This is a genomic window from Streptomyces venezuelae (assembly GCF_008642295.1).
Classification (GTDB): domain Bacteria; phylum Actinomycetota; class Actinomycetes; order Streptomycetales; family Streptomycetaceae; genus Streptomyces; species Streptomyces venezuelae_C.
The window spans coordinates 5,329,113-5,348,700 of the sequence record NZ_CP029190.1; the positions used below are offsets into that span (position 1 = coordinate 5,329,113).

Consider the following 19,588-nt stretch of genomic DNA (forward strand, 5'->3'; position numbering starts at 1 on the left):
TACTGATGGGTAGCTGCATGCGACAGCCCTGTGCACCGATTCCTCGGTGCACAGGGCTGCGGGGGCAATCAGGGGGCGGCGGTGGCGGCGGTCAGCGCAGGACGCCCGCCTTGGTGCCGTCCGCCAGCCGGCCCGTCAGCTCCACCTGGGCGCCCGCCGGAGCCTTCACCGCCAGATGGCTGCCCTGGGCGCGGCCCTTCGCGCCGCCCGCGACCTCCAGCGAGGTGAACTGGGCGCTGCCGGCCGCGAGTACGTACCACTGACCGGCCCGCGACTTCCACAGCACGCCCGCCAGCACCCGCGGCTGCCGCTCCCCGCAGGCCGGCGAGCCCTCCGCCTGGGCCGCCGCCGTGGCCGAGGCCGCGCCCGGCGCCAGGAACTGCGCCTGGACCCGGTCCGCCGTGCCCCGCCAGGTCTCCGCCCGGGTGCACAGCCAGGCCGCCGTACCGTTGCCCTCCGGCAGCGGCTGCTTCGCGTACGCCCAGGAGTTGACCGACCGGACACCGTGCGAGCGGGCCGCCGGCAGCAGACAGGCCAGCTTGGACCAGTCCGCGGCCACCGCCTGCGCGGGGGCGGCCGGAGTGCCCGAGGTGAGCCGGGCCGGGGTGAGTTCGCCGAGGTCGGTGACCAGGGCGGTGGAGTCCGCGGCGGTCAGCGCCAGGGCCGTCCAGGAGGTGCACGCGCCCGACGGGGCGGGGGAGGGCACCGGCGGGGTCACACCGTCCGCGGTCAGCCGGAGCGGGGCGGGGGAGTCCGCCGGCTTCAGCAGGTCCCGGGCCGCGGCCCCGGTCACCCACGGAGCCGTCAGATAGCGGACGTTGCCGTCGACCCGGCTCAGCACCAGCGCGCCGGAGGTCTCCGCCGAGGCACCGTCGGTACGGGCGAAGTCCAGGGCCGCGCCGGCCGTGCCGGTACGCGGCTCGGCGTACCGGACCACCCGCAGGCCGTCGTACAGCAACACCACCACGGCCTGGTCGACCTCGCCCGCGTACAGCAGCTGTGCCGGTCCCATCGGAGGCCCGGACGGGGTGCCCGGCGTGGCCGAGACCACCACCGCCGCACCCGGGCGGGCCCAGACGGCGAGGGCCCGGCGGAGCAGGGCGGTGTCCCCGGTCCGGGAGCCGCGGGCGGGCCAGGCGGAGAAGTCGGTACGGGAGGAGGTGCGCCAGGCCGTGGGCGCCACCCGGGTCAGCCCGCCGGGGTCCAGGGCCTGTTCGGCCGCGGCATTGCGGGCGTACGGCGGGGCCGCTGCACCGTCGGCCCCCCAGCCGCCGTCCGGCAGGGCCAGCAGCGCACCGCAGACCAGCAGCGCGGCACCGGCTGCGAGCCCGGCCCGCCCGTACCGGCGGCGGCGCAGCAGGTCGGTGGGCCGGGCCTGGAGCACGCACGGGTCGAACTCGGGGGAGGAGAGCAGCGCCTCGCCCGCACCTCCCGCCCCGCCCGTTCCGCCCGCCCCGCCCAGGGCCGTCGCGCGGGATTCGGCAACGGCGCCCGCCGGGTCCTCGGCCCCCGCCTCGGCCAGCACCCGCAGCACCTCCGGCTCGGGCAGCCCCTCCAGTACGCGCAGCACACAGGCGGCCCGGGCCGGCCCGCTCAGGGTGGCCAGCCACTGGTCCAGCGCCAGCTCCTCGGCCCCGCCCGAGCGCGGGAACAACCGCAGCCCCCACACCTGGGGCAGCAGCGGCGGCAGCTGGGCGCGCCGGGGCAGCCTGCGGAAGGTCAGCGGCAGCCCGGCCTCCAGCGCGGCCCGCAGCACACGCAGCCGGACGTACGCGTACCCGGGATCGGCCGCCGCCCCGGCCCCCGCACCCCGCTGGGCCGGAACCCGGGCCGTCCCGGCGGCGGCCCGGCCGCGCGGCAGCGCCCGCTGGACCAGGGCGTGCGCCCCCAGCACCCGGCGGTTCCGCCCGAGGGCGGGCGGCAGCACGAGATAGGCCATCCGCACCAGCCGCGGGTAGTGCTCGACGAGCGCGGCCTCGGCCCGGCCGAGATCGACGGCGACCAGGGCGCGGTCCTCGGCGGAGGCGGGTCGGGTGGCGGTATCCGGAGCAGTCACGTTCAGCAGAACGAGCGAATCCGCGGATGGTCACCGCCCCGGCCCGGGCCGGCCCGGGCCGGCCCGGACCGCGTAAACCGCTCGACGGAGCCGTGCCTGCTGCATACGATCACGGGCGGCGGCATCGCGTGCCGGTCACCGACCGGGTGAGGCATGGAGGTGACCGCGAGATGCCTTCTGGAGGCACTCACCCATGGCAGTCGAGCTCAACCACACCATCGTCCACTCCCGTGACAACCGGGAATCCGCCGCCTTCCTGGCGCATGTCCTCGGCCTCGAGGTCGGCACCGAGTGGGGCCCGTTCGTCCCGGTCGACACGGCCAACGGCGTGCAGCTGGACTTCGCGTCCATCCCCGCCGAGTCGATCGTCCCGCAGCACTACGCGTTCCTGATCTCCGACGGCGAGTTCGACGCGGCCTTCGAGCGGCTCCGGGCGGGCGGGATCACGTACTACGCCGATCCGGCGATGAAGCTGGCGAACGAGATCAACCACCACCACGGCGGGCGCGGCCTGTACTTCCGCGACCCGTCCGGGCACGGGATGGAGATCATCACCACCCCGTACACCTTCACCGAGGCGGTCGGATAGCCGACGGCGGGCCGGTCCCGTGCGGCGGGGCGGGGCCGGTTCGGCCCGGCCCCGCCGCACGGCCGGACACCGCCTAGGCCACGAGCCGGGCGCGGAGTGCGTCCACCGTCTCGTCCGGGACGCCGAGGCCTTCGCGGACGTACTTCTCCATCGAGCCGTAGCGGGTGCTGACCTCGTCCAGCGCGGCCCGCAGGTATCCCGGCACCACGCCGATCAGCGCCAGCGCGATGTCCGGGTTGCCCCCGGCCGCCGTGAACCCCTCGATCATCGGGGCGAACGCCTGCCGGACCGCCGGGTTGACCGACAGGTATTCGGCCATCAGGGTCTCCTCGTCCGCGCCCAGCAGGGCCAGGACCACCGTCGCCCCCCACCCCGTCCGGTCCTTGCCCGCCGTGCAGTGGAACAGCAGCGGCCCGGACTCCGGGTCGGCCAGCTCGGTGAGGAGCGTGCGGTACGCGGCCTGGCCGGAGGCCGAGCTGACGAAGGACCGGTAGATGTCGCCGAACAGGAGCTCGGCCTTGCCCCCGCCCAGGTGCTCCTCCGCCAGGATCGGGTCCGCGAGGATGTCCTTGAGCTGCGCGGCGACCGGCACTCGGCCCGAGCCCATCTTGTCGGCGAGCACGTCCTGCACCAGCAGCCGGGCCCCGTCCGGCACCCGGTCGGGGTGCTCACCGCGCTCGATGTCGGTGCGGAAATCGAGGACCGTCCGGATCCCCAGCGCGGCCACCGCCGGGTCCGCGTCCAGATCCAGCCGGTCCAGCTGCCCCGAGCGGAACACCAGGCCGGTACGGACGGTGCGACCGCCGGAGAGCAGGGTGCCGCCGAGGTCGCGGAGATTGGCGACGGTGGTGGACGGGGTGGCGGTCATCGTGGCGGCTCCAGCGGGTACGGCGACGGTAAGTCGAAATCTAGCCAGTTATGTGATTTTCCGATGCTTTGCTGTGGAAAGGTAATCGAGGCCGACCGACAGCCCGATACCGAGCCCCAGCGCCGCCAGATGGCCGAGGTCGGTGAAGGTCCGGCCGCGCCGGAGCAGCGGGCCCGCCGCGACCGCCAGCAGCCCCGCGCGGGCCGCGTGCCGGACCGGGCCGCGGGGCAGCGCCGAGGTCAGCGCCCCGAGCACCGCGTTGAACCCGTAGCTGGTTCCGACGTCCAGGGCCCGCCGGGTCTCGGCCCGGGGCGACCCGGCACGCAGCGCCCCGTACACGAGCAGGGTGGCCCCGGTGTGCCCGAGGGCGAACACCCCGGCGGTCCACCAGGCGCCGTACGCGTACTCGGCGTACCCGAGGACGGCGAGCAGCAGCAGGGCGTACGCCAGGGGCATCGGTTCCTCGACCACCAGGGCGCTGCTCACCAGCGTCTCCCAGCGCCCGGCGGCCAGATTGTCGACGTTGGTCGAGCAGGTCCGGAGGATCCGCTCCCGCTCCGCCGGATCCAGGCGCTCCAAGGCGTACGCGCCCAGCTGGACGCCGCCCGCGTACACCGGGGCGAGAAGCAGAGTGGTCATCCGATCATGATCCGACATGTGCGCCGGGGGTGTGCGACCGGTATCCGGGTACCCGCCCTCCCGGCGTGGAATGCCAGGTGGGAGCATGTCTCCGGCCATGCTCGAGAACCCCGCGCCGATGCGCGCCCCGCGGGCCGCGATATTCGCGGCGGTGTGTGTGGCCTTGGCTGCGGTGGGGCATTCGTCCATGTCCGGTACCGATATTCCGGTTGGCGGCCTTCTGGCCGCCTTCGGGGTGACCGGCGGGCTGGCCTGGCTGGCCGCCGGGCGGCGGCGCGGGCCGTTGGGCATCGCGGGCTCGCTGCTGGCCGTACAGGGCGTGCTGCACCTGGTGTTCTCCACGAGCCAGGCGCACGGGCACCCGGCACCGGCACAGGCACCGGCCGTGGGCGCGCAGCACGCAGCCCATCACATGCCCGGCGGGCCCGGCGGGCCCGGCGGGCACGTCCCCGGCATGGACATGAGCGGAATGGCCGCCGGAGCCCCCGACGCGGCCGGCGCGGCCGGCATGGCCGAGATGGCCGGTATGGCGGGCCACGGCGGCTTCGCCATGATCGCCGCGCACGTACTGGCCGGGCTGTTCTGTGCGGTGTGGCTGGCCTGGGGCGAGGCCGCCCTGTTCCGGCTGCTGCACGCCCTGCGGGTACGGGCCGCTGCCGCCGCCGGACCGCTGCGGCGGCTCCCGGCCCTGGGCCGGGCGCACCTGCCGGCCCTGCCGGAGCCCCCGGCCGCCGCCCCCTCACGTGACGACGAACGGCCGCGCCGGCTGCGCGGTGCCGTGCACGCCCATGCCGTGGTCCGGCGGGGGCCGCCCGGGTGGCCCGTCACCCGAGCCACGGCCCCCGGCCGTCCTGCCTGCGCCTGACCGGCGAACCGGCGTGACCTGGGGCCGGTATCCCCATGTCTTCGCCAACACCTAGGACCATCATGGCCATTGACGAAATCCAGGACGCCCATGTCCCGGAACAGGACCAGGAACAGGACCACGACCGAGACCGTGACGGGGCCGCGCCCCGGGGCCGGGGCCAGAGCCGGGAGGCCCTCTGGCCGGCCCTGCGGCCCCTGCTGCTGCGGCTCCACTTCTACGCGGGCATCCTGATAGCCCCGCTGCTGTTCGTGGCCGCCACCACCGGACTGCTCTACGCCCTCTCCTTCCAGGCCGAGAAGATCGTCTACGCGGACGAGCTGACCGTCGCCTCCGTCGGCGAGACCGTGCTGCCGCTGAGCGAGCAGGTCAAGGCGGCCCAGGCGGCTGCCCCGAAGGGGGAGCTCGCCGCGGTGTGGCCGGCCCCCGACGCGGAGGCCACCACCCGGGTGCTGCTGGAGAGCCCCGAGGCCGGGGCCGACCGCATGCTGACCGTGTTCGTGGACCCGTACACCGCCGAGGTGCGCGGCACCCTGGCCACCGCCGGGGACGCGCTGCCGCTGCGCGCCTGGCTGAGCGAGTTCCACGCCAACCTCCAGCTGGGGGACTTCGGCCGGAACTACAGCGAACTCGCCGCCAGCTGGATGTGGGTGGTCGCGCTGGGCGGGCTCGCGCTGTGGATCGGCCGCCGGCGGAGCCGGAAGGCGCAGCTGGTGGTGCCGGACCGGAAGGCGCCGAAGGGCCGCCGTCGCACGCTGTCCTGGCACGGCACGGTCGGCCTGTGGGCCGTCGCCGGTCTGGTCGTCCTGTCCGCGACCGGGCTGACCTGGTCGAAGTACGCCGGTGAGAACATCGGGCAGCTCCAGGACCGGCTCGGTGGGGCCACCCCGTCGGTGTCCGCCTCCGTGAACGGCGGCGAGGCCGGTGCCGACGAGCACGCGGGGCACCAGATCGGTGCCGACGGCACGATGGTGATGCCGCCGCGCGCGGATGTCGGCATCGACCGGGCCGTCGAGGCGGCCCGCGCGGCGGGCGTCACCGAGACGCTGCAGATCACCCTGCCGGCCGGTGACAAGGGCTATGTGATCAAGGAGCGGGACAAGCAGTTCCCGGTCCACTTCGACGCCGTCGCCGTGGACCCGGCGGACGGGCGGGTCATGGACGAGCTCCGGTTCGCCGACTATCCGCTGCTGGCCAAGCTCACCCGCTTCGGCATCGACCTCCACATGGGCATGACCTTCGGCCTGGTCAACCAGCTGGCCCTGGCGGCGCTCGCGGTTGCGCTGATGTTCATGGTGTTCTGGGGCTACCGGATGTGGTGGCTGCGCCGCCCGACCAAGGACCGGACGCTGTCCGTCGGGCGCGCCCAGCCGCGCGGCGCGTGGCGGCGGCTGCCGGTGACCGTGCTGCTGCCGCTGGCCGCGGTGGTGGCGCTGGTCGGCTGGTTCATCCCGATGCTGGGACTGAGCCTGCTGGCGTTCCTGGCGGTCGACGGGGTGCTGGGCGTGGTGTCCCGGCGCCGGCGCCGGGTCGCCGCGTAACGGGGGCAGGACAGGGCAGGGCCCGTACGCCGCGAAGCTCCGCGGCGTACGGGCCCTTCGCCGTCACGGCGCGTACTTGTAGCCCACCCGGCGGACCGTCTGGATCGCACCGCGGTGCTTGGCCCCCAGCTTGCGGCGCAGGCGGGCGACGTGGACGTCGACCGTGCGGCCGTCGCCGACGTGGCCGTAGCCCCAGACGGTGGTCACCAGCCGGTCCCGGCTGTGCACCCGGTGCGGGTGCGCCACCAGGTGGGCCAGCAGCTCGAATTCCAGGTAGGTGAGGTCCAGGACCCGGCCGTCGACCTCTGCGGTGCGCCGCTCCGGGTCGATCCGGACGAGCGCGTCGCCCTGGCCTGCGGCGGCCGGCTGCGGCTGCGGCGCCAGGGCGACCTGTGGCTGCTCTTCGGCCGGTACGAGGACCAGGTACCCGACCATCGGCGGCCGGCCGGGGAGCGCCGGCAGCGCATGCTGGGGCGCGGGGAGCCAGGTCGCGCCGGGCGGCAGGAGGTCCACCACCCGGGCGACTTCGTCCCGGCCGACGGCCCGCAGCCGGTGCCGTGGGGCGGGGGTGGTCGCAGCGGAGGAGAGGGTGCGGGTGTTCGCCATGAGTGGTCAGCTCTTTCACGCGGAGTCGGCAGGAGACGGTGACGGGAGTACGTCGTAGTCGTGCCGCGCAGACCGAAGGCCTTCGGGAAGGTCGGGTTTCGAGGTTCCGGGAGGCGTTAGAGGGCCGGCGCGTTCGTCGCGCGGCAACACACCCGGTCGAAGTCGTGATCCTGACGGGACGGCCAGAACGGCTCGAGGTCGCTGCGACCGGTCGAGGAGTGCGAAGGGCTGGCCATGGCCTCATTGAAGCAGATACCGGACGCCCGGGGCAGACCCCGTCTCACCCACTGGATCGGAATCTCATATTCCGTCAGATCGGCAACAATGCAACGACGCAACGCCCGCCGCGCCGGGAGCGGCGGGCGGGCGTTGCGTCGTTGCCTCGTTGTGGGGTGGGCCGGGTCAGACCAGGCCGTCCTTTTCCAGGCCGGTGCAGCAGGTGTCCACGATCAGACGGGTGACCACGTACGGGTCCACGTTCGCGTTCGGGCGGCGGTCCTCGATGTAACCCTTGCCGTCCTCCTTCACCTGCCACGGGATGCGCACCGAGGCGCCGCGGTCGGAGACGCCGTAGCTGAACTCGTCCCACGGGGCGGTCTCGTGCAGACCCGTCAGGCGCTCGTCGATGCCCGCGCCGTAGTTCTTGACGTGGTCCAGCGGCTTGCTGCCCTCGCCCAGCGCCTCGCAGGCCGAGATGATGGCGCGGTAGTCCTCGCGCATCGCCTTGGTGGAGAAGTTGGTGTGCGCGCCGGCGCCGTTCCAGTCGCCCTTGACCGGCTTCGGGTTCAGGGTGGCGGAGACGTTGAACTCCTCGGCCGTGCGGTAGAGCAGCCAGCGCGCGATCCACAGCTGGTCGGAGACCTCCAGCGGGCCGACCGGGCCGACCTGGAACTCCCACTGGCCGGGCATGACCTCAGCGTTGATGCCGGAGATGCTCAGGCCCGCCGCCAGGCAGTGGTCCAGGTGCTTCTCGACGATCTCGCGGCCGAAGATCTCGTCCGAGCCGACACCGCAGTAGTAGCCGCCCTGCGCCGCCGGGAAGCCGCCGACCGGGAAGCCGAGCGGGCGGGCGCCGTCGAAGAAGGTGTACTCCTGCTCGATGCCGAAGATCGGCTCCTGCGCGGCGAACTTCTCCGCGACCGGCCGCAGCAGCGCACGCGTGTTGGACGAGTGCGGGGTCATGTCGATGTTCAGGACCTCGCACAGGACCAGGAGGTTGTCACCGCCGCGGATCGGGTCCGGGCAGGAGAACACCGGCTGGAGCACCCGGTCGGAGGCGTGGCCCTCGGCCTGGTTGGTGCTCGAACCGTCGAAGCCCCAGATGGGCAGGTCCGCACCGTCCTCCAGGATCTTCGTCTTGGAGCGAAGCTTCGCGGTCGGCACGGTGCCGTCGATCCAGATGTACTCAGCCTTGAAGGTCACGGGGCCCATCCTCAGACTCTGCGGGTGTTGCGGGTCGCTGCGGTGATGACCGCAGCGTGCCCGGTCCCGATTTCCCGGCCGTTGCCCATGTGTGAACCCCGTGTTACCGGGGGTTCCGGTCCAGGTCGGGCGCCTTGAGCGGTTCGGTGCGGGTGCCGCCGTCCGGGTAGGGCAGACTGAGCAGGTGAGCATTTCGTACGATTTGGACTCGTCCTCGGGGCCGGCCCGGCCCGCGCCGCTGCCCCGGATCGGGCTGCTCGGCACCGGCCCCTGGGCCCACCGCGCGCACGCCCCCGCCCTCGCCGCCCATCCGGGCTCGGAGTTCGCCGGCGTCTGGGGCCGCCGCCCCGAGGCCGCCGCCGAGCTGGCGCAGAAATACGGCGTGAAGGTGTACGAAGACCCCGACGCGCTGTTTGCGGACTGTGACGCCGTGGCCTTCGCCCTGCCGCCGGACGTACAGGCCCCGCTCGCCGTCCGCGCCGCCGCGGCCGGCTGCCATCTGCTGCTCGACAAGCCGGTCGCCACCACCGTCGCGGACGCCCGCGCCGTCGCCGAGGCCGCCGGCCGGCACGGGGTCGCCTCCGTGGTGTTCCTGACCCTCCGGTTCGCCGAACCCACCGCCGGCTGGGTCGGGGAGCAGGCCGCCCGGGGCGGCTGGTTCACCGCCTCCGCGCACTGGCTCGGCTCCGTCTTCGCCGCCGAAGGCGGCCCCGCCGGAGCGGCCGAGGGAACGCCCAGCGCCTACGCCGATTCGCCCTGGCGGCGCGCCAAGGGCGGCCTCTGGGACGTCGGCCCGCACGCCCTCTCCGTCCTGATCCCGGTCCTCGGCGAGGTCACGGCCGTCACCGCGGCCCGCGGCGCCGCCGACACCGTGCACCTGATGCTCCGGCACGACTCGGGGGCCGTCAGCACCGCCGCCCTCACCCTGTCCGCGCCGCGTGCCGCGGCCGGTGTCGGCCTGGAACTGCGCGGCGGTGAGGGTGTGTTCACCCTGCCCGACTGGAGCGATGTCCCCGGGGCGTACGGGCGTGCCGTGGACGCCCTGCTCACCGCCGCCCGCACCGGGGTGCCCGACCCGCGCGGCGCCGCCTTCGGTCTCCGGCTGACCGAGATCCTGGCGGAGGCCGAGGACCTGCTGACGGCCGCCGCTACTTGATGAGGGCGTTCGCCACGATGATCAGCAGGCCGAGGGTGGCGTCCAGGATTCCGATCGCCAGTGCCGTGCGCACCCGGTAGCCCACCCGCAGGGCCGTGAAGGTCCCCCAGCCGAACAGCAGCGCCGTGTTCACCCCGAGCCCGACGGCGGTGGTGGCCGGCTCGTCCCAGCCGGTGACCCCCGCGATGACCAGCAGCATCACCGTGGGCAGGGTGGCCGCCACCATCGGCCACTCGTGCCAGAGGGCCTGACCGAGCGCCCGCCAGCGGTGCGAGGCCGAGCCCGCCCGGTGGGTGGCCATGTGGTGCGCGTAGCCGTGCGCCAGGCCGGCGGCAGCCGCCGTGACCAGCACCCAGCTGGCGTCGTAGAACGGCGTGGATTCGCCGCCCTTCTGGTCCAGCGCGGCCAGCAGGCCGCTCGCCAGGACCGTGCCGTACACCCCGCCGAACATCCAGTCCGCCCCGCGGCGGGGCGGCGGCAGCGGATCCGGCAGCACGGCCGGCCGCTCCGGCTCTGGGCCCGGCGCCGGGCCTGGTTCCGGCTCCGGGCCGGGTTCCGGCTGCGGCTGTGGGGCCGGCTCCGGTTCCGGGTCCGGGTCCGGCGCCGGCCCCCGGTCCGTGCGCGGGTCCCGCTCCGGGTCGGGATGCGGGGTGGGCTGATCGGTCGTCACGGCTGTCCTCTCCGGTCGGCCCGGCCGCCACCGCCTGCCATCGTACGTATGGCTTTCCAGTGGTTTGCCCGTTTCGACCTGTGCCAGCCTACGAGGTCGCCTGCCCGGTCGCCCCGGCCGGGGCCGCCACCGCCCGGCCGAAGACCGCTCCGGCGGCCGTACGGCATTGAAAAGACCGGTCCGCCCGGGTTCTTGGCATTCCGGACGGGGACCAGGCCGCCCGTTCGCAGGGGGTCGATCATGGCGCGGGAGCTCGGCGAACTCGGCCGGCGACAGCTGGTCCAGGGTGCTTGCCCAGGACTCCCGGACCCCCTTCGCGGCGAGCGCATCGTCCGGCAGCACCAGCCGGCCGAGCCGGATCGGGGGAGAGGCTCTTGCTCGGCGAACCGGCGAACCGGCGAACCGGCGGACCGGCGGACCGGCGGACACGCGAGTGTTGCGCGCCTGGCGCAGTCAGCAGTCAGCAGTCAGCAGTCAGCAGTCAGCAGTCGGATGCCGGACTGTTGGGCCACAGGGCTGGAGCACGGGCGCCGCGCACGGTCCTCACCCGGACGGGCCTTCCGGGTTGTGTCACGCGCAGCGACTCACGGAGGCCACGCCTAGAATCAGAAGCCACAGACAACGACGTCCGTCGGCTTTCGAGCGGATCGGATGTGAAGGATGGGTACGCCCGTGGCGCGTCGTCCCAACATTCTGCTGATCGTCACCGACGAGGAACGCGCGGTCCTGCCCCGGGCGCAGGGGTATTCGCTGCCCGCCAGGGAGCGGATCGCCGAGCGCGGGACCACCTTCGACCGCTATTACACGGCCTCCGCACAGTGCAGCTCGGCGCGGTCGGTCATCTACACCGGGCAGCACCTGCCGCTGACCGAGATCTACGACAACGACAACATCCCCTACATCCGCCCGCTCGACCCCGATCTGGGAACGCTGGGCACGATGCTGCGCTCGGCCGGCTACTACTGCACCTACCAGGGCAAATGGCATCTGTCCAACGCCTACGTCTCCCCGCGGAACCCGGCCCCCACCACGAACGCACTGGAACCGTACGGGTTCAGCGAGTTCAACGCCTGGGGCGACATCGACGGCGGCGCCTGGGCCGGGTTGAAGCTCGACCCCGTGATCGCCGGGCAGGCCGTGCACTGGCTGCGCGACCGCGCACCGGTCGTCGCGGCGGAGCAGCCGTGGTTCATGGCGGTGAACTTCGTCAACCCGCACGACATCATGAGCTTCGACTACGGCGGCCGACCCCAGGTGCAGCTGCCGCCGCCCCTGGCCCATGCCGTGCGGATGAAGGCCGCCGCCGACATCCCGGTCTACCGGCACCGCTGGGACTTCGACCTGCCCGCCAGCCTGCACGACGACCTGTCCGGCGCAGCCCCGGCGATCCACGAGTACCAGCGCATGATCGACACTGTGTTCGGGCCGGTGGCCTCCGACGAGCACTGGTACGACGGACTGAACTTCTATCTCAACGCCCTGCGCGACGTCGACCGCAGTATCGAGCACGTACTGGACGCTCTCGACGCCTCCGGTCAGGCCGGCAACACCGTTGTGGTCTTCACCGCCGACCACGGCGAGATGGCCGGCTCCCATGGCCTGCGCCAGAAGGGCAGCCTGGTCTACGACGAGAACCTCCACGTCCCCCTCGTCATCGCCCACCCCGACCTGCCCGCCGGCACCCGGACCGACGCTCTCGCCTCCGCGGTCGACCTCGCCCCCACCCTCCTGGAGTTCGCCGGCCTTAGCCCGGCAGACGCCGCCACCCGCCACCCCGCCCTCAAGGGCCACTCCCTGGTCCCCGCACTGCACGGCGCGCAGGTGCGCGACGGCGTCCTGAGCGCCATCGAGTCGGTCATGATGCTGGACGCCGACTTCTGGTTCGAGTTCGCCGACCCCGACGCCCACCGGCGCATCGCCGCCGGCGAGCTGCGTCCGGACTGGACCAAGCGGGGCTTCCTGCGCGCCTGCAACGACCACCGCTACACCTTCGGCCGCTACTTCGCGCCCCTGGACCCGAACCGGCCGCGGTCCGTCGACGAGCTGTTCGCCCACAACGACGTCGTGTTCTACGACCGCCATGAGGACCCCGCGCAGATGCGCAACCTGGCCGCCGACCCGGCGCATCGCGGCCTGGTCGCCCGCTACAGCGCCCTGCTGGAGCGGCTGATCGACGCGGAGATCGGCGCCGACACGCGCGCCTGGGTCACCGAACGCCCATGCCTGCTGGGCTGGCCCACCTGGCACGGTGACACCGAGCCGGCGGCCCGTGCCGCCACCGGGCGCTGACCACAGCCCGCACCGCACGGCCTGTCCCCCGGCAGGGCCGGTAGGGGCCGCGGGCCGGCTACGGGGCAGCGCCGTGAGCGACGTGCAGGCTGATCAGCATGCTGCCGTGCGACCGCGGCGCGTCTTCGCCTGGGAGCGGCGCCGGCGCTGGGGTCGGTCGCACTCGTCGAGCGGGTGCGGGGCCGCCAGTACGTGCTGTGCCACGCGAGGCCCTCACCGCACGACCTGAGGTCGTGGCCGACCCTGGGGGCCAGGGCCGACGTCACAGCCCGTGCTCGGCGGTGATCCTTTTGTCGCGTTCGGCTTGCTCCAGGGCGGCGAAGTCGCGCTCGTTCTGATCCGCGTACAGGCACGAGAATTCCGCGATCGCGTGGGCGAACGTCTTGTCGTCGCCCAGATAGGAGGCGATGGCGATACTGTCGCCCGAACGGGCGTGCGATCGGGCCAGGGTCCACCCGCACAGTTCGCCGTATCGGGCGAGGCCGCCGGGGACCATCTGCCCGATGTCGACGGAGCCCTTCCAGTCCGCCAACTGGCGGACGTAGAAGTCCCGGTGCTGGCCGTCGATGCCTTCCGAGGACTCCCAGCCCAGGAAGATGTCACTGGCCGCCTGCATGAGCCGCTGCCCCTGGACGACACGCTCGCCTTCACTCGCGTACACCGGACCGTGCGGCAGGAACTCCGCAAGAACGGACGCCTGCGCCTCCTTGACCTGCAAGAACAGCGGATCGTCCGAGTCCCGCCCGGTCATCAGGACGATCCAGCAGCGGGTACCCACACTGCCCACCCCCACGACTTTGCGTGCGAGGTCGACGAACTGATACGCCTGCGCCAGGGAGCGTCGGTCCGGCGGCAGTGAGGCCTGGTAGCGGCCCAGCACGTCGAGGATCACCGTCTGGAAAGCCGCCCGCTCCTTCTCGGACAGCAGGTCGGCGATCGGCACGACCAGCGGCGGGTCCGCAACGATGCGGCGCCGGTCCCCGACCACCTCGGTGAGCTTGCCCAAGGCCCGCATGCTGTCGCGGGTGTGTGCCTTCGCGATGGTCTTGTCCAGCTTTTTGCGGGCGTTCTTGTTCAGCTGTCCCGCCAGCAGTTGTGTGATGTCGTCGACGTCGGCCCGGGCGTACCAGATGTCGATCACGCGCATGCCCGCGAAGGCGGCCATCGCCCGCTGGTATCCCCGCACGGCGGTCCGCTGGATCTTGGCGCGCTGCTTCGGGGTGAACCCGTTCTCCCGGGCGGCGATCTCCAGGCTCGCCGCAAGCCGCTTGACGTCCCACTCCCACGGCCCCGGATACGTCTCGTCGAAGTCGTTGACGTCGAACATCAGGCGACGCTCGGGAGAGGCGAACACCCCGAAGTTCGACAGATGGGCATCGCCACACAGTTGCACCTCCAGGCCGGAAACAGCGGTGCGCGCCAGGTCCGCGGCCATCACGGCGGCGGCGCCGCGATAGAAGGTGAAGGGGGACACCAGCATCCGGCCGTGGCGGATGGGAACGAGTTCCGGGACGCGTGAGTCCGCCTGACGCTCCAGGATCGCCACGGGGTCCGCACGGTCCGGGCCGGGATCGAACCCGGCATGCGCCCCGAGCGGGACAGATTTCCTCGCGGCCTCGCCCTTCGCCGCGCGTTCGGCCGGCGCCAGGTGGAGCGGGGGGATGGCCTTCGGCGAACGGGGCCGGGTGGGCGCGGCTGGCTTGTGCGCGGGCTTCCGGGCACCACCGGAGGCGGATCGCGCGCCGGTCATCGCGGCACCGGCCCGGGCCGGGTGAGGACGTTGCAGGCCTTGCTCATCGGAACGGTCCTCTCGTTCTGGTGACGGGCACCCAGGCGACATGACCTCAAACCTCAAGCATGTGCGCACTGCGCCACCCTCTCCATTAGACGGTCGGGTCACGCGAGTACCGGCCCACAGCCACGCGAAACGCGCTGCCCCACGCCAAGTGGCGCAATGCTTGCACCGTCCGATCCGCCGAGCAGCTCGACGGCGCGAGCGGAGGTGCCGACACGAAGCCCTTCGGAAACAGGCACTTCTTCGTGGTAGGGCCTGGGGGTCGGTCAGTCGGCAGTGCCGAGCCGGTCGGCTTTGACGCTTGCCACGAACGAGGCGAACGCCGCGGCTCCGAAACCCAGAACCGGCCCATCGGGGTTCTTGGAGTCCCGCACGGGAACCAGGCCGCGCGGGCCGGCGAGGTTGGTGGCGACCGACACGCAGGCGCCACCGTTGTCGCTGTAGGAGGACGTGAACCAGCGGGGGGTTTCGGTCGTCACAGGGAACCCCTTCGGAGCTTATTGACCATGGCCACGGATGCCGCTTGCGACAGCGATTCGGCCTGCAGGTGATGGCAGCCCGCCAGCAAGGGCAGGACCGCTGTGCTTGTCCCGGTCGACGTGGCCATGGGTGTGCGTCTCTGCGTACGCAATCAGGGAGCGATCCGGGAGGGTCAGAAGGTTCACGGGCAGATGGAAGGGCCGCCGCTCTCCCATGGAGAACGGTGCCACCTGTACGACGGTGTTCGGTGGCTCGGCGAACTCGACCAGGCGCGCCAACTGCCCGTCCATGACACCGGGGCCGCCGACGGGGCGCAGGATGCACTTTCGTCCATGACCACCAGCACCATGGCGGGACGGTTCCGGGTAAGTGTGGCCTGTCGCTGCGCCAGGAACGCCAGCCGTTCTTCCGCCTGCTCGGGTGTGATGGACCCGCGCCGTATGTCGCCCTGCGCCAAAGCTGCGGAGTATGCGGGCGTCTGCAACAGGCCGGGCACGATGCCGATCCGAAACAGTCTGATCTCCACCGCCCGCCGCTCATGTTCGGCGTACTCGGGAAACCCCTCCAGAAGTACGCCGTGCCGAATGCTGCGCCATTCACGCTCGAAGGACTCGGCGGTCTCGGTCAGGCCGAAGACAACACCCTCGCGGTCCTGGCGTCGGCGGGTCGGGTCAGGCCTTGCGGGACATCGCCTCGCGGACCGCTTCCTCCGACCGGGCCACCAGGGCCGTGCCGTCGTCCGCCGTGATGATCGGGCGCTGGATCAGCTTGGGGTGCGCGGCGAGATGGGCGATCCAGCGGTCCCGCGCCGCCGCGGTCTCCTCGCGCGGCAGGTCCCGTACCCCGGTCTCCCGGGCGAGCGGGTCCGAGGTGCGCGTGATGTCCCACGGCTCCAGGCCCAGCCGGCCCAGCACCTCGCGGATCTCGTCCTCGCCGGGCACGTCCTCCAGGTACCGCCGGACGGTGTACTCGGCGCCTTCCGCGTCCAGCAGGCTCAGTGCGCTCCGGCACTTCGAACACGCGGGATTGATCCAGATCTCCATGCCGCCGACCCTACCGGCAACCCGCCTGGCCAGGGCCTTTGTCAGTGCCCCGGCGTAGAATCGAAGGCAGAACGACAGAACGCCAACTACCGTTTGGGAGGCTGTAGATGGCCGCTGCCGCGATCATTGGTGCGCCGAAGAAGAAGCCGCTGCCGGCGGGTCTGCCGCGCGAGTGGTACGAGTCCCACAACCGCCGCCTCAAGGCCATGCGCCTGGCCATATCCCTGCTCGACACCGGGACGTACGACGCCGAGCGGGCGACCAACCGGAAGATCCGCACCATGGCCGTCCGCACCGGCATCCGGCGCCCGTCCAACGTCACCTGCCGGATGGTCCGCTCGCTCCTGCGCGACGGCCGCTGACCGGCACCGGCCTCCCTGAGTCCGGCCGCCCGGCCGGGCTCAGGGGAGGGACAGCACCAGTACCGCCACGTCGTCCCCCGGGCCCCCGTCGGTGAAGGCCTCCAGGTCCCGCCAGACCGCGGCCACCAGGGCGGCCGGCGGATCGCCGGGGGAGGTCAGCGCCGGCACCCGGCCGCTCAGCGGATAGAAGCGGCCGGACGCATCCCGAGCCTCCGTCACCCCGTCCGTGTGCAGCAACAGCCGGTCACCCGCCCGCACCGCCACGTCCACCACGGCCGGCGGGGCCACCCCGGCGAGCCCCAGCCCCAGCGGCGCACCCGGCTCCGCCTTGAGCTCCTCCACCTCGGGCCCGCGCAGCAGCAGCGCCGGCGGATGCCCGCAGGAGACGATCCGTACCAGATCCAGCCCCGGCGGGAACTCCAGCAGCAGGGCGGTCGCGAACAGCTCCGCGTGCTCCACCGCGGCCGAGTCCTCCACCAGCCGCCGGTCCAGCCGGGCCGCCACCTGACCCAGCTCCGGATCGTCCAGCACCCCTTCCCGGAACGAGCCCAGCAGCGAGGCCACCGTCCCGACCGCCGCCAGCCCGTGCCCCTGCACGTCCCCGACCACCGCCCGTACCCCGTACGGCCCGGCGCGTACGTCGAACAGGTCGCCGCCCACCAGGGTGCCGCGCTGCGCCGCCCGGTACAGGCCCGAGCAGCGCACCGGACCCACCTGCTCCGGAACGGGCGGCAGCACCGCCAGCTGGGCCGCCTCCGCCACCGTCCGTACGCTCACCAGCTGGGTGTCCCGGCGGCGCCGGACCCAGGCGATGACCACGCTCAGCACGCACACCACCGCCACGGTCGCCAGATCCGTGCCCTGGGCCCGCCCCACCCCCAGCTCGCGCACCCCGAGCAGGAACAGCACCACCGCCCCGAACACCGCTGTCCCGGCCGCCCCGTACGAGAACGCCGCGACCGCCGGCAGCGCGGCCAGGAAATAGCCGAGCTCCACCGTGCCCGGGGTGACCCGCTGAGCCAGCACCAGCACCACCAGGGCCACCACGGGCGCGATCCGGGCCCAGCGCGGCGGCGGCTCCCCGCGCAGCCAGCCGGGCTCCTCGCGTCCGCGTCTCACCCCTCCACCCTGGTGCCCCGGCGGGGCCCGCGCACCCCGGGCACTCCGCCCGGGGTGTCCGGCCGGGCCGGGACCCGCCGGCCCGGGACAGTGGTCCCGTGACGGACCACGCACAGGCGCAGAGCGCTGCCATGAGTACACGGCTGAACTGGCTGCGCGCGGGTGTGCTGGGCGCCAACGACGGGATCATCTCCACCGCCGGACTGGTGGTCGGCGTGGCCGGAGCCACCACCGACCGGCCCGCGATCCTGGCCGCCGGCGTGGCGGGGCTGCTGGCCGGCTCGATGTCCATGGCGGCCGGGGAGTACGTGTCGGTCAGCTCCCAGCGGGACTCCGAACGGGCCGCCCTGGAGGAGGAGCGCCGCGAGCTCGCCGAGGATCCGGAGGCGGAACTGCAGGAGCTGACGGAGCTGCTCGCCGCCCGTGGCCTGACCCGGGACGTGGCCCGGGAGGCCGCCGTACAGCTCACCGAACGCGATGCGCTGCGCGCCCACGCCCGGGTCGAGCTCGGCATCGAACCCGACGAGCTGGCCAACCCCTGGCATGCGGCCCTGGCCAGCCTGGTCGCCTTCACCGTCGGGGCGCTGCTCCCGCTGCTGGCCATCGTGCTGCCCGAACCGTCCCGGCGGGTGCCCGTCACGGTGGCCGCGGTCCTCCTCGCCCTCACCCTGTGCGGCTGGGTGAGCGCCCGGCTGGGCGAGGCACCGGCACCCCGGGCGATCCTGCGCAACGTGGCGGGCGGCGCCCTGGCGATGGCCGTCACCTACGCGGTCGGCACCTGGATGGGATCCGGCTAGAGCCTGGCCGTTGGGCCGTGCCGGGCCGTGCCGTGCCGTGCCGGGCCGGACCCGGGCCGTGCCGGGTCGGACCTGTGCTGTGCCGGGCCGTGCCGGATCGGACCCGGGCTGTGCCGGATCGGACCCGGGCTGTGCCGGGTCGGACCAGGGCTGTGCCGGGCTGTGCCGGGTCGGACCCGGGCTGTGCCGGGCCGGATCGGATCGGGCGACATCCGGCAGTCCCGGCGGGCGGCCCGCCACAATGGGCGCATGCGGATCGCGGTCACCGGCTCGACCGGGCTCATCGGCAAGGCACTCGTCCGTTCGCTGCGCGCCGACGGGCACGAGGTGGTCCGCTTCGTGCGCCGCCCGCCCGCCGCACCCGACGAGGCGCGCTGGGACCCGCACCGCGGGTCCGTGGACCGGGCCGGGCTGGCCGGCTGCACGGCCGTGGTGAACCTGGCCGGTGCGGGCCTCGGCGACCACCGGTGGACCGAGGCGTACAAGAAGGAGATCCGGGACAGCCGGGTGCTCGGCACCGCCGCCGTGGCCCGGGCCGCCGCCACCCTCGACGAGCCGCCGCAGGTGTTCGTCGGAGCCTCCGCCATCGGCTACTACGGGGACACCGGCGACCGGGTGGTGGACGAGGACGCTCCGGCCGGGGAGGGTTTCCTGGCCTCGCTGTGCGTGGAGTGGGAGGCGGCTGCCGCCCCCGCCCACCAGGCGGGCGTACGGACGGTGTTCGCCCGCAACGGCCTGGTCGTCGCCCGGGAGGGCGGGGCCTGGGGCAGGATGTTCCCGCTCTTCCGGGCGGGCCTCGGCGGCCGGCTCGGCAGCGGCGGCCAGTACTGGTCCTTCATCGCCCTGCACGACGAGGTCGCGGCGCTGCGCCACCTGATCGACACCCCCTCGCTGGCCGGGCCGGTGAACCTGTGCGGGCCCGAGCCGCTGACCAACCGTGAGGTCACGGCGGCCATGGGACGGGTGCTGGGCCGGCCCACCCCGTTCCCGGTGCCGGCCTGGGCCCTGCGGATCGTCCTCGGGGAGTTCGCGCAGGACGTGCTGGGCAGTCAGCGGGTGCGGCCGTCCCGGCTGTCGGAGTCCGGCTTCGTCTTCCGGTACCCGGGCATCGAGGCGGCGATCCGGGCGGCGCTGGCCGATGGAGCCCGGCGGTAGGCCCGCGTGCGCCGCGCGCGCGGGCCTGCGGCGCCTGCCGTGTCCGTTGCGGCGGTTGCGGCCGTTGCCGTCTGCTGTGGCCAGTGCGGCCGACGCGCCCCCCGCGACCACTGTGCGACCGTTTGTGCTCGCATGC

Annotated in this window: 18 protein-coding genes and 1 pseudogene; 8 read left to right on the forward strand and 11 right to left on the reverse strand. The window is 73.4% G+C overall.

Going from position 1 to position 19,588, the window contains the following annotated elements; translation table 11 throughout:
* Positions 1 to 91 precede the first annotated feature (91 nt).
* Positions 92 to 2,056: a hypothetical protein gene (locus DEJ50_RS24010; RefSeq protein WP_150210178.1), complete on the reverse strand. Its 1,965-nt coding sequence runs from the start codon at positions 2,054 to 2,056 to the stop codon at positions 92 to 94.
* A gap of 193 nt (positions 2,057 to 2,249) precedes the next feature.
* On the opposite strand from DEJ50_RS24010, the gene DEJ50_RS24015 reads away from it, so the two are divergent.
* On the forward strand, positions 2,250 to 2,645 hold the full coding sequence (locus DEJ50_RS24015; RefSeq protein ID WP_150210179.1) for a VOC family protein: 396 nt from the start codon (positions 2,250 to 2,252) through the stop codon (positions 2,643 to 2,645).
* 73 nt (positions 2,646 to 2,718) lie between these two features.
* On the opposite strand, the gene DEJ50_RS24020 is transcribed toward DEJ50_RS24015, so the two are convergent.
* On the reverse strand, positions 2,719 to 3,513 hold the full coding sequence (locus DEJ50_RS24020) for a tyrosine-protein phosphatase (RefSeq protein WP_150210180.1): 795 nt from the start codon (positions 3,511 to 3,513) through the stop codon (positions 2,719 to 2,721).
* A 48-nt stretch (positions 3,514 to 3,561) separates the two neighbouring features.
* Positions 3,562 to 4,152: a rhomboid-like protein gene (locus DEJ50_RS24025; protein WP_150210181.1), complete on the reverse strand. Its 591-nt coding sequence runs from the start codon at positions 4,150 to 4,152 to the stop codon at positions 3,562 to 3,564.
* 97 nt (positions 4,153 to 4,249) lie between these two features.
* Between DEJ50_RS24025 and DEJ50_RS24030 the strand changes: the two genes are divergently transcribed.
* Both DEJ50_RS24030 and DEJ50_RS24035 read left to right on the forward strand, forming a co-directional pair.
* A complete protein-coding gene (locus DEJ50_RS24030) occupies positions 4,250 to 5,017 on the forward strand; it encodes a hypothetical protein (RefSeq protein ID WP_223837890.1) in 768 nt (255 codons plus the stop codon).
* 62 nt (positions 5,018 to 5,079) lie between these two features.
* Positions 5,080 to 6,558, forward strand: coding sequence for a PepSY-associated TM helix domain-containing protein (locus DEJ50_RS24035; RefSeq protein WP_150210182.1), 1,479 nt, complete (start codon positions 5,080 to 5,082; stop codon positions 6,556 to 6,558).
* Positions 6,559 to 6,621: 63 nt separating this feature from the next.
* On the opposite strand, the gene DEJ50_RS24040 is transcribed toward DEJ50_RS24035, so the two are convergent.
* Complete coding sequence (locus DEJ50_RS24040; RefSeq protein ID WP_150210183.1) at positions 6,622 to 7,164, reverse strand: winged helix-turn-helix domain-containing protein; 543 nt, start codon at positions 7,162 to 7,164, stop codon at positions 6,622 to 6,624.
* 402 nt (positions 7,165 to 7,566) lie between these two features.
* Complete coding sequence (gene glnII / locus DEJ50_RS24045; RefSeq protein WP_150210184.1) at positions 7,567 to 8,586, reverse strand: glutamine synthetase; 1,020 nt, start codon at positions 8,584 to 8,586, stop codon at positions 7,567 to 7,569.
* A 190-nt stretch (positions 8,587 to 8,776) separates the two neighbouring features.
* On the opposite strand from glnII, the gene DEJ50_RS24050 reads away from it, so the two are divergent.
* Entirely contained in the window at positions 8,777 to 9,742 is a 966-nt protein-coding gene (locus tag DEJ50_RS24050) for a Gfo/Idh/MocA family protein (protein ID WP_150212330.1), read from the forward strand.
* On the opposite strand, the gene DEJ50_RS24055 is transcribed toward DEJ50_RS24050, so the two are convergent.
* Positions 9,735 to 10,412: a hypothetical protein gene (locus DEJ50_RS24055; protein WP_223837892.1), complete on the reverse strand. Its 678-nt coding sequence runs from the start codon at positions 10,410 to 10,412 to the stop codon at positions 9,735 to 9,737. The two genes, DEJ50_RS24050 and DEJ50_RS24055, sit on opposite strands and share 8 nt — an antisense overlap.
* 672 nt (positions 10,413 to 11,084) lie before the next feature.
* Here DEJ50_RS24055 and DEJ50_RS24065 point away from each other — a divergent pair.
* Positions 11,085 to 12,701, forward strand: a complete 1,617-nt coding sequence (locus DEJ50_RS24065; RefSeq protein ID WP_190344666.1) for a sulfatase-like hydrolase/transferase — start codon at positions 11,085 to 11,087, stop codon at positions 12,699 to 12,701.
* Positions 12,702 to 12,963: 262 nt separating this feature from the next.
* On the opposite strand, the gene DEJ50_RS24070 is transcribed toward DEJ50_RS24065, so the two are convergent.
* From DEJ50_RS24070 to DEJ50_RS24085, 4 genes and pseudogenes are all read right to left on the reverse strand, one after another.
* Positions 12,964 to 14,451 carry a DUF2252 domain-containing protein gene (locus DEJ50_RS24070; protein ID WP_150210187.1) on the reverse strand — a complete coding sequence of 496 codons (1,488 nt, stop codon included), beginning with the start codon at positions 14,449 to 14,451 and terminating at the stop codon, positions 12,964 to 12,966.
* A gap of 311 nt (positions 14,452 to 14,762) precedes the next feature.
* On the reverse strand, positions 14,763 to 14,975 hold the full coding sequence (locus DEJ50_RS24075) for a DUF397 domain-containing protein (RefSeq protein WP_150210188.1): 213 nt from the start codon (positions 14,973 to 14,975) through the stop codon (positions 14,763 to 14,765).
* Positions 14,972 to 15,655, reverse strand: a pseudogene (locus tag DEJ50_RS34775) (DUF5753 domain-containing protein); the annotation flags it as partial. The gene DEJ50_RS24075 and the pseudogene DEJ50_RS34775, both read right to left, overlap by 4 nt.
* Positions 15,648 to 16,019, reverse strand: a complete 372-nt coding sequence (locus DEJ50_RS24085; protein ID WP_150210189.1) for an ArsC/Spx/MgsR family protein — start codon at positions 16,017 to 16,019, stop codon at positions 15,648 to 15,650. The pseudogene DEJ50_RS34775 and the gene DEJ50_RS24085, both read right to left, overlap by 8 nt.
* 107 nt (positions 16,020 to 16,126) lie before the next feature.
* Between DEJ50_RS24085 and DEJ50_RS24090 the strand changes: the two genes are divergently transcribed.
* Positions 16,127 to 16,381, forward strand: a complete 255-nt coding sequence (locus DEJ50_RS24090) for a hypothetical protein (protein WP_150210190.1) — start codon at positions 16,127 to 16,129, stop codon at positions 16,379 to 16,381.
* 39 nt (positions 16,382 to 16,420) lie between these two features.
* Here DEJ50_RS24090 and DEJ50_RS24095 read toward each other — a convergent pair whose 3' ends face one another.
* Positions 16,421 to 17,500, reverse strand: coding sequence for a PP2C family protein-serine/threonine phosphatase (locus DEJ50_RS24095; RefSeq protein ID WP_150210191.1), 1,080 nt, complete (start codon positions 17,498 to 17,500; stop codon positions 16,421 to 16,423).
* A gap of 131 nt (positions 17,501 to 17,631) precedes the next feature.
* Here DEJ50_RS24095 and DEJ50_RS24100 point away from each other — a divergent pair, with 131 nt between their 5' ends.
* Both DEJ50_RS24100 and DEJ50_RS24105 read left to right on the forward strand, forming a co-directional pair.
* The gene (locus DEJ50_RS24100; protein ID WP_190345026.1) at positions 17,632 to 18,297 is read left to right on the forward strand and encodes a VIT family protein; all 666 of its coding nucleotides are present in this window, start codon (positions 17,632 to 17,634) and stop codon (positions 18,295 to 18,297) included.
* A gap of 249 nt (positions 18,298 to 18,546) precedes the next feature.
* Entirely contained in the window at positions 18,547 to 19,452 is a 906-nt protein-coding gene (locus DEJ50_RS24105) for a TIGR01777 family oxidoreductase (protein WP_150210193.1), read from the forward strand.
* Positions 19,453 to 19,588: the final 136 nt, after the last annotated feature.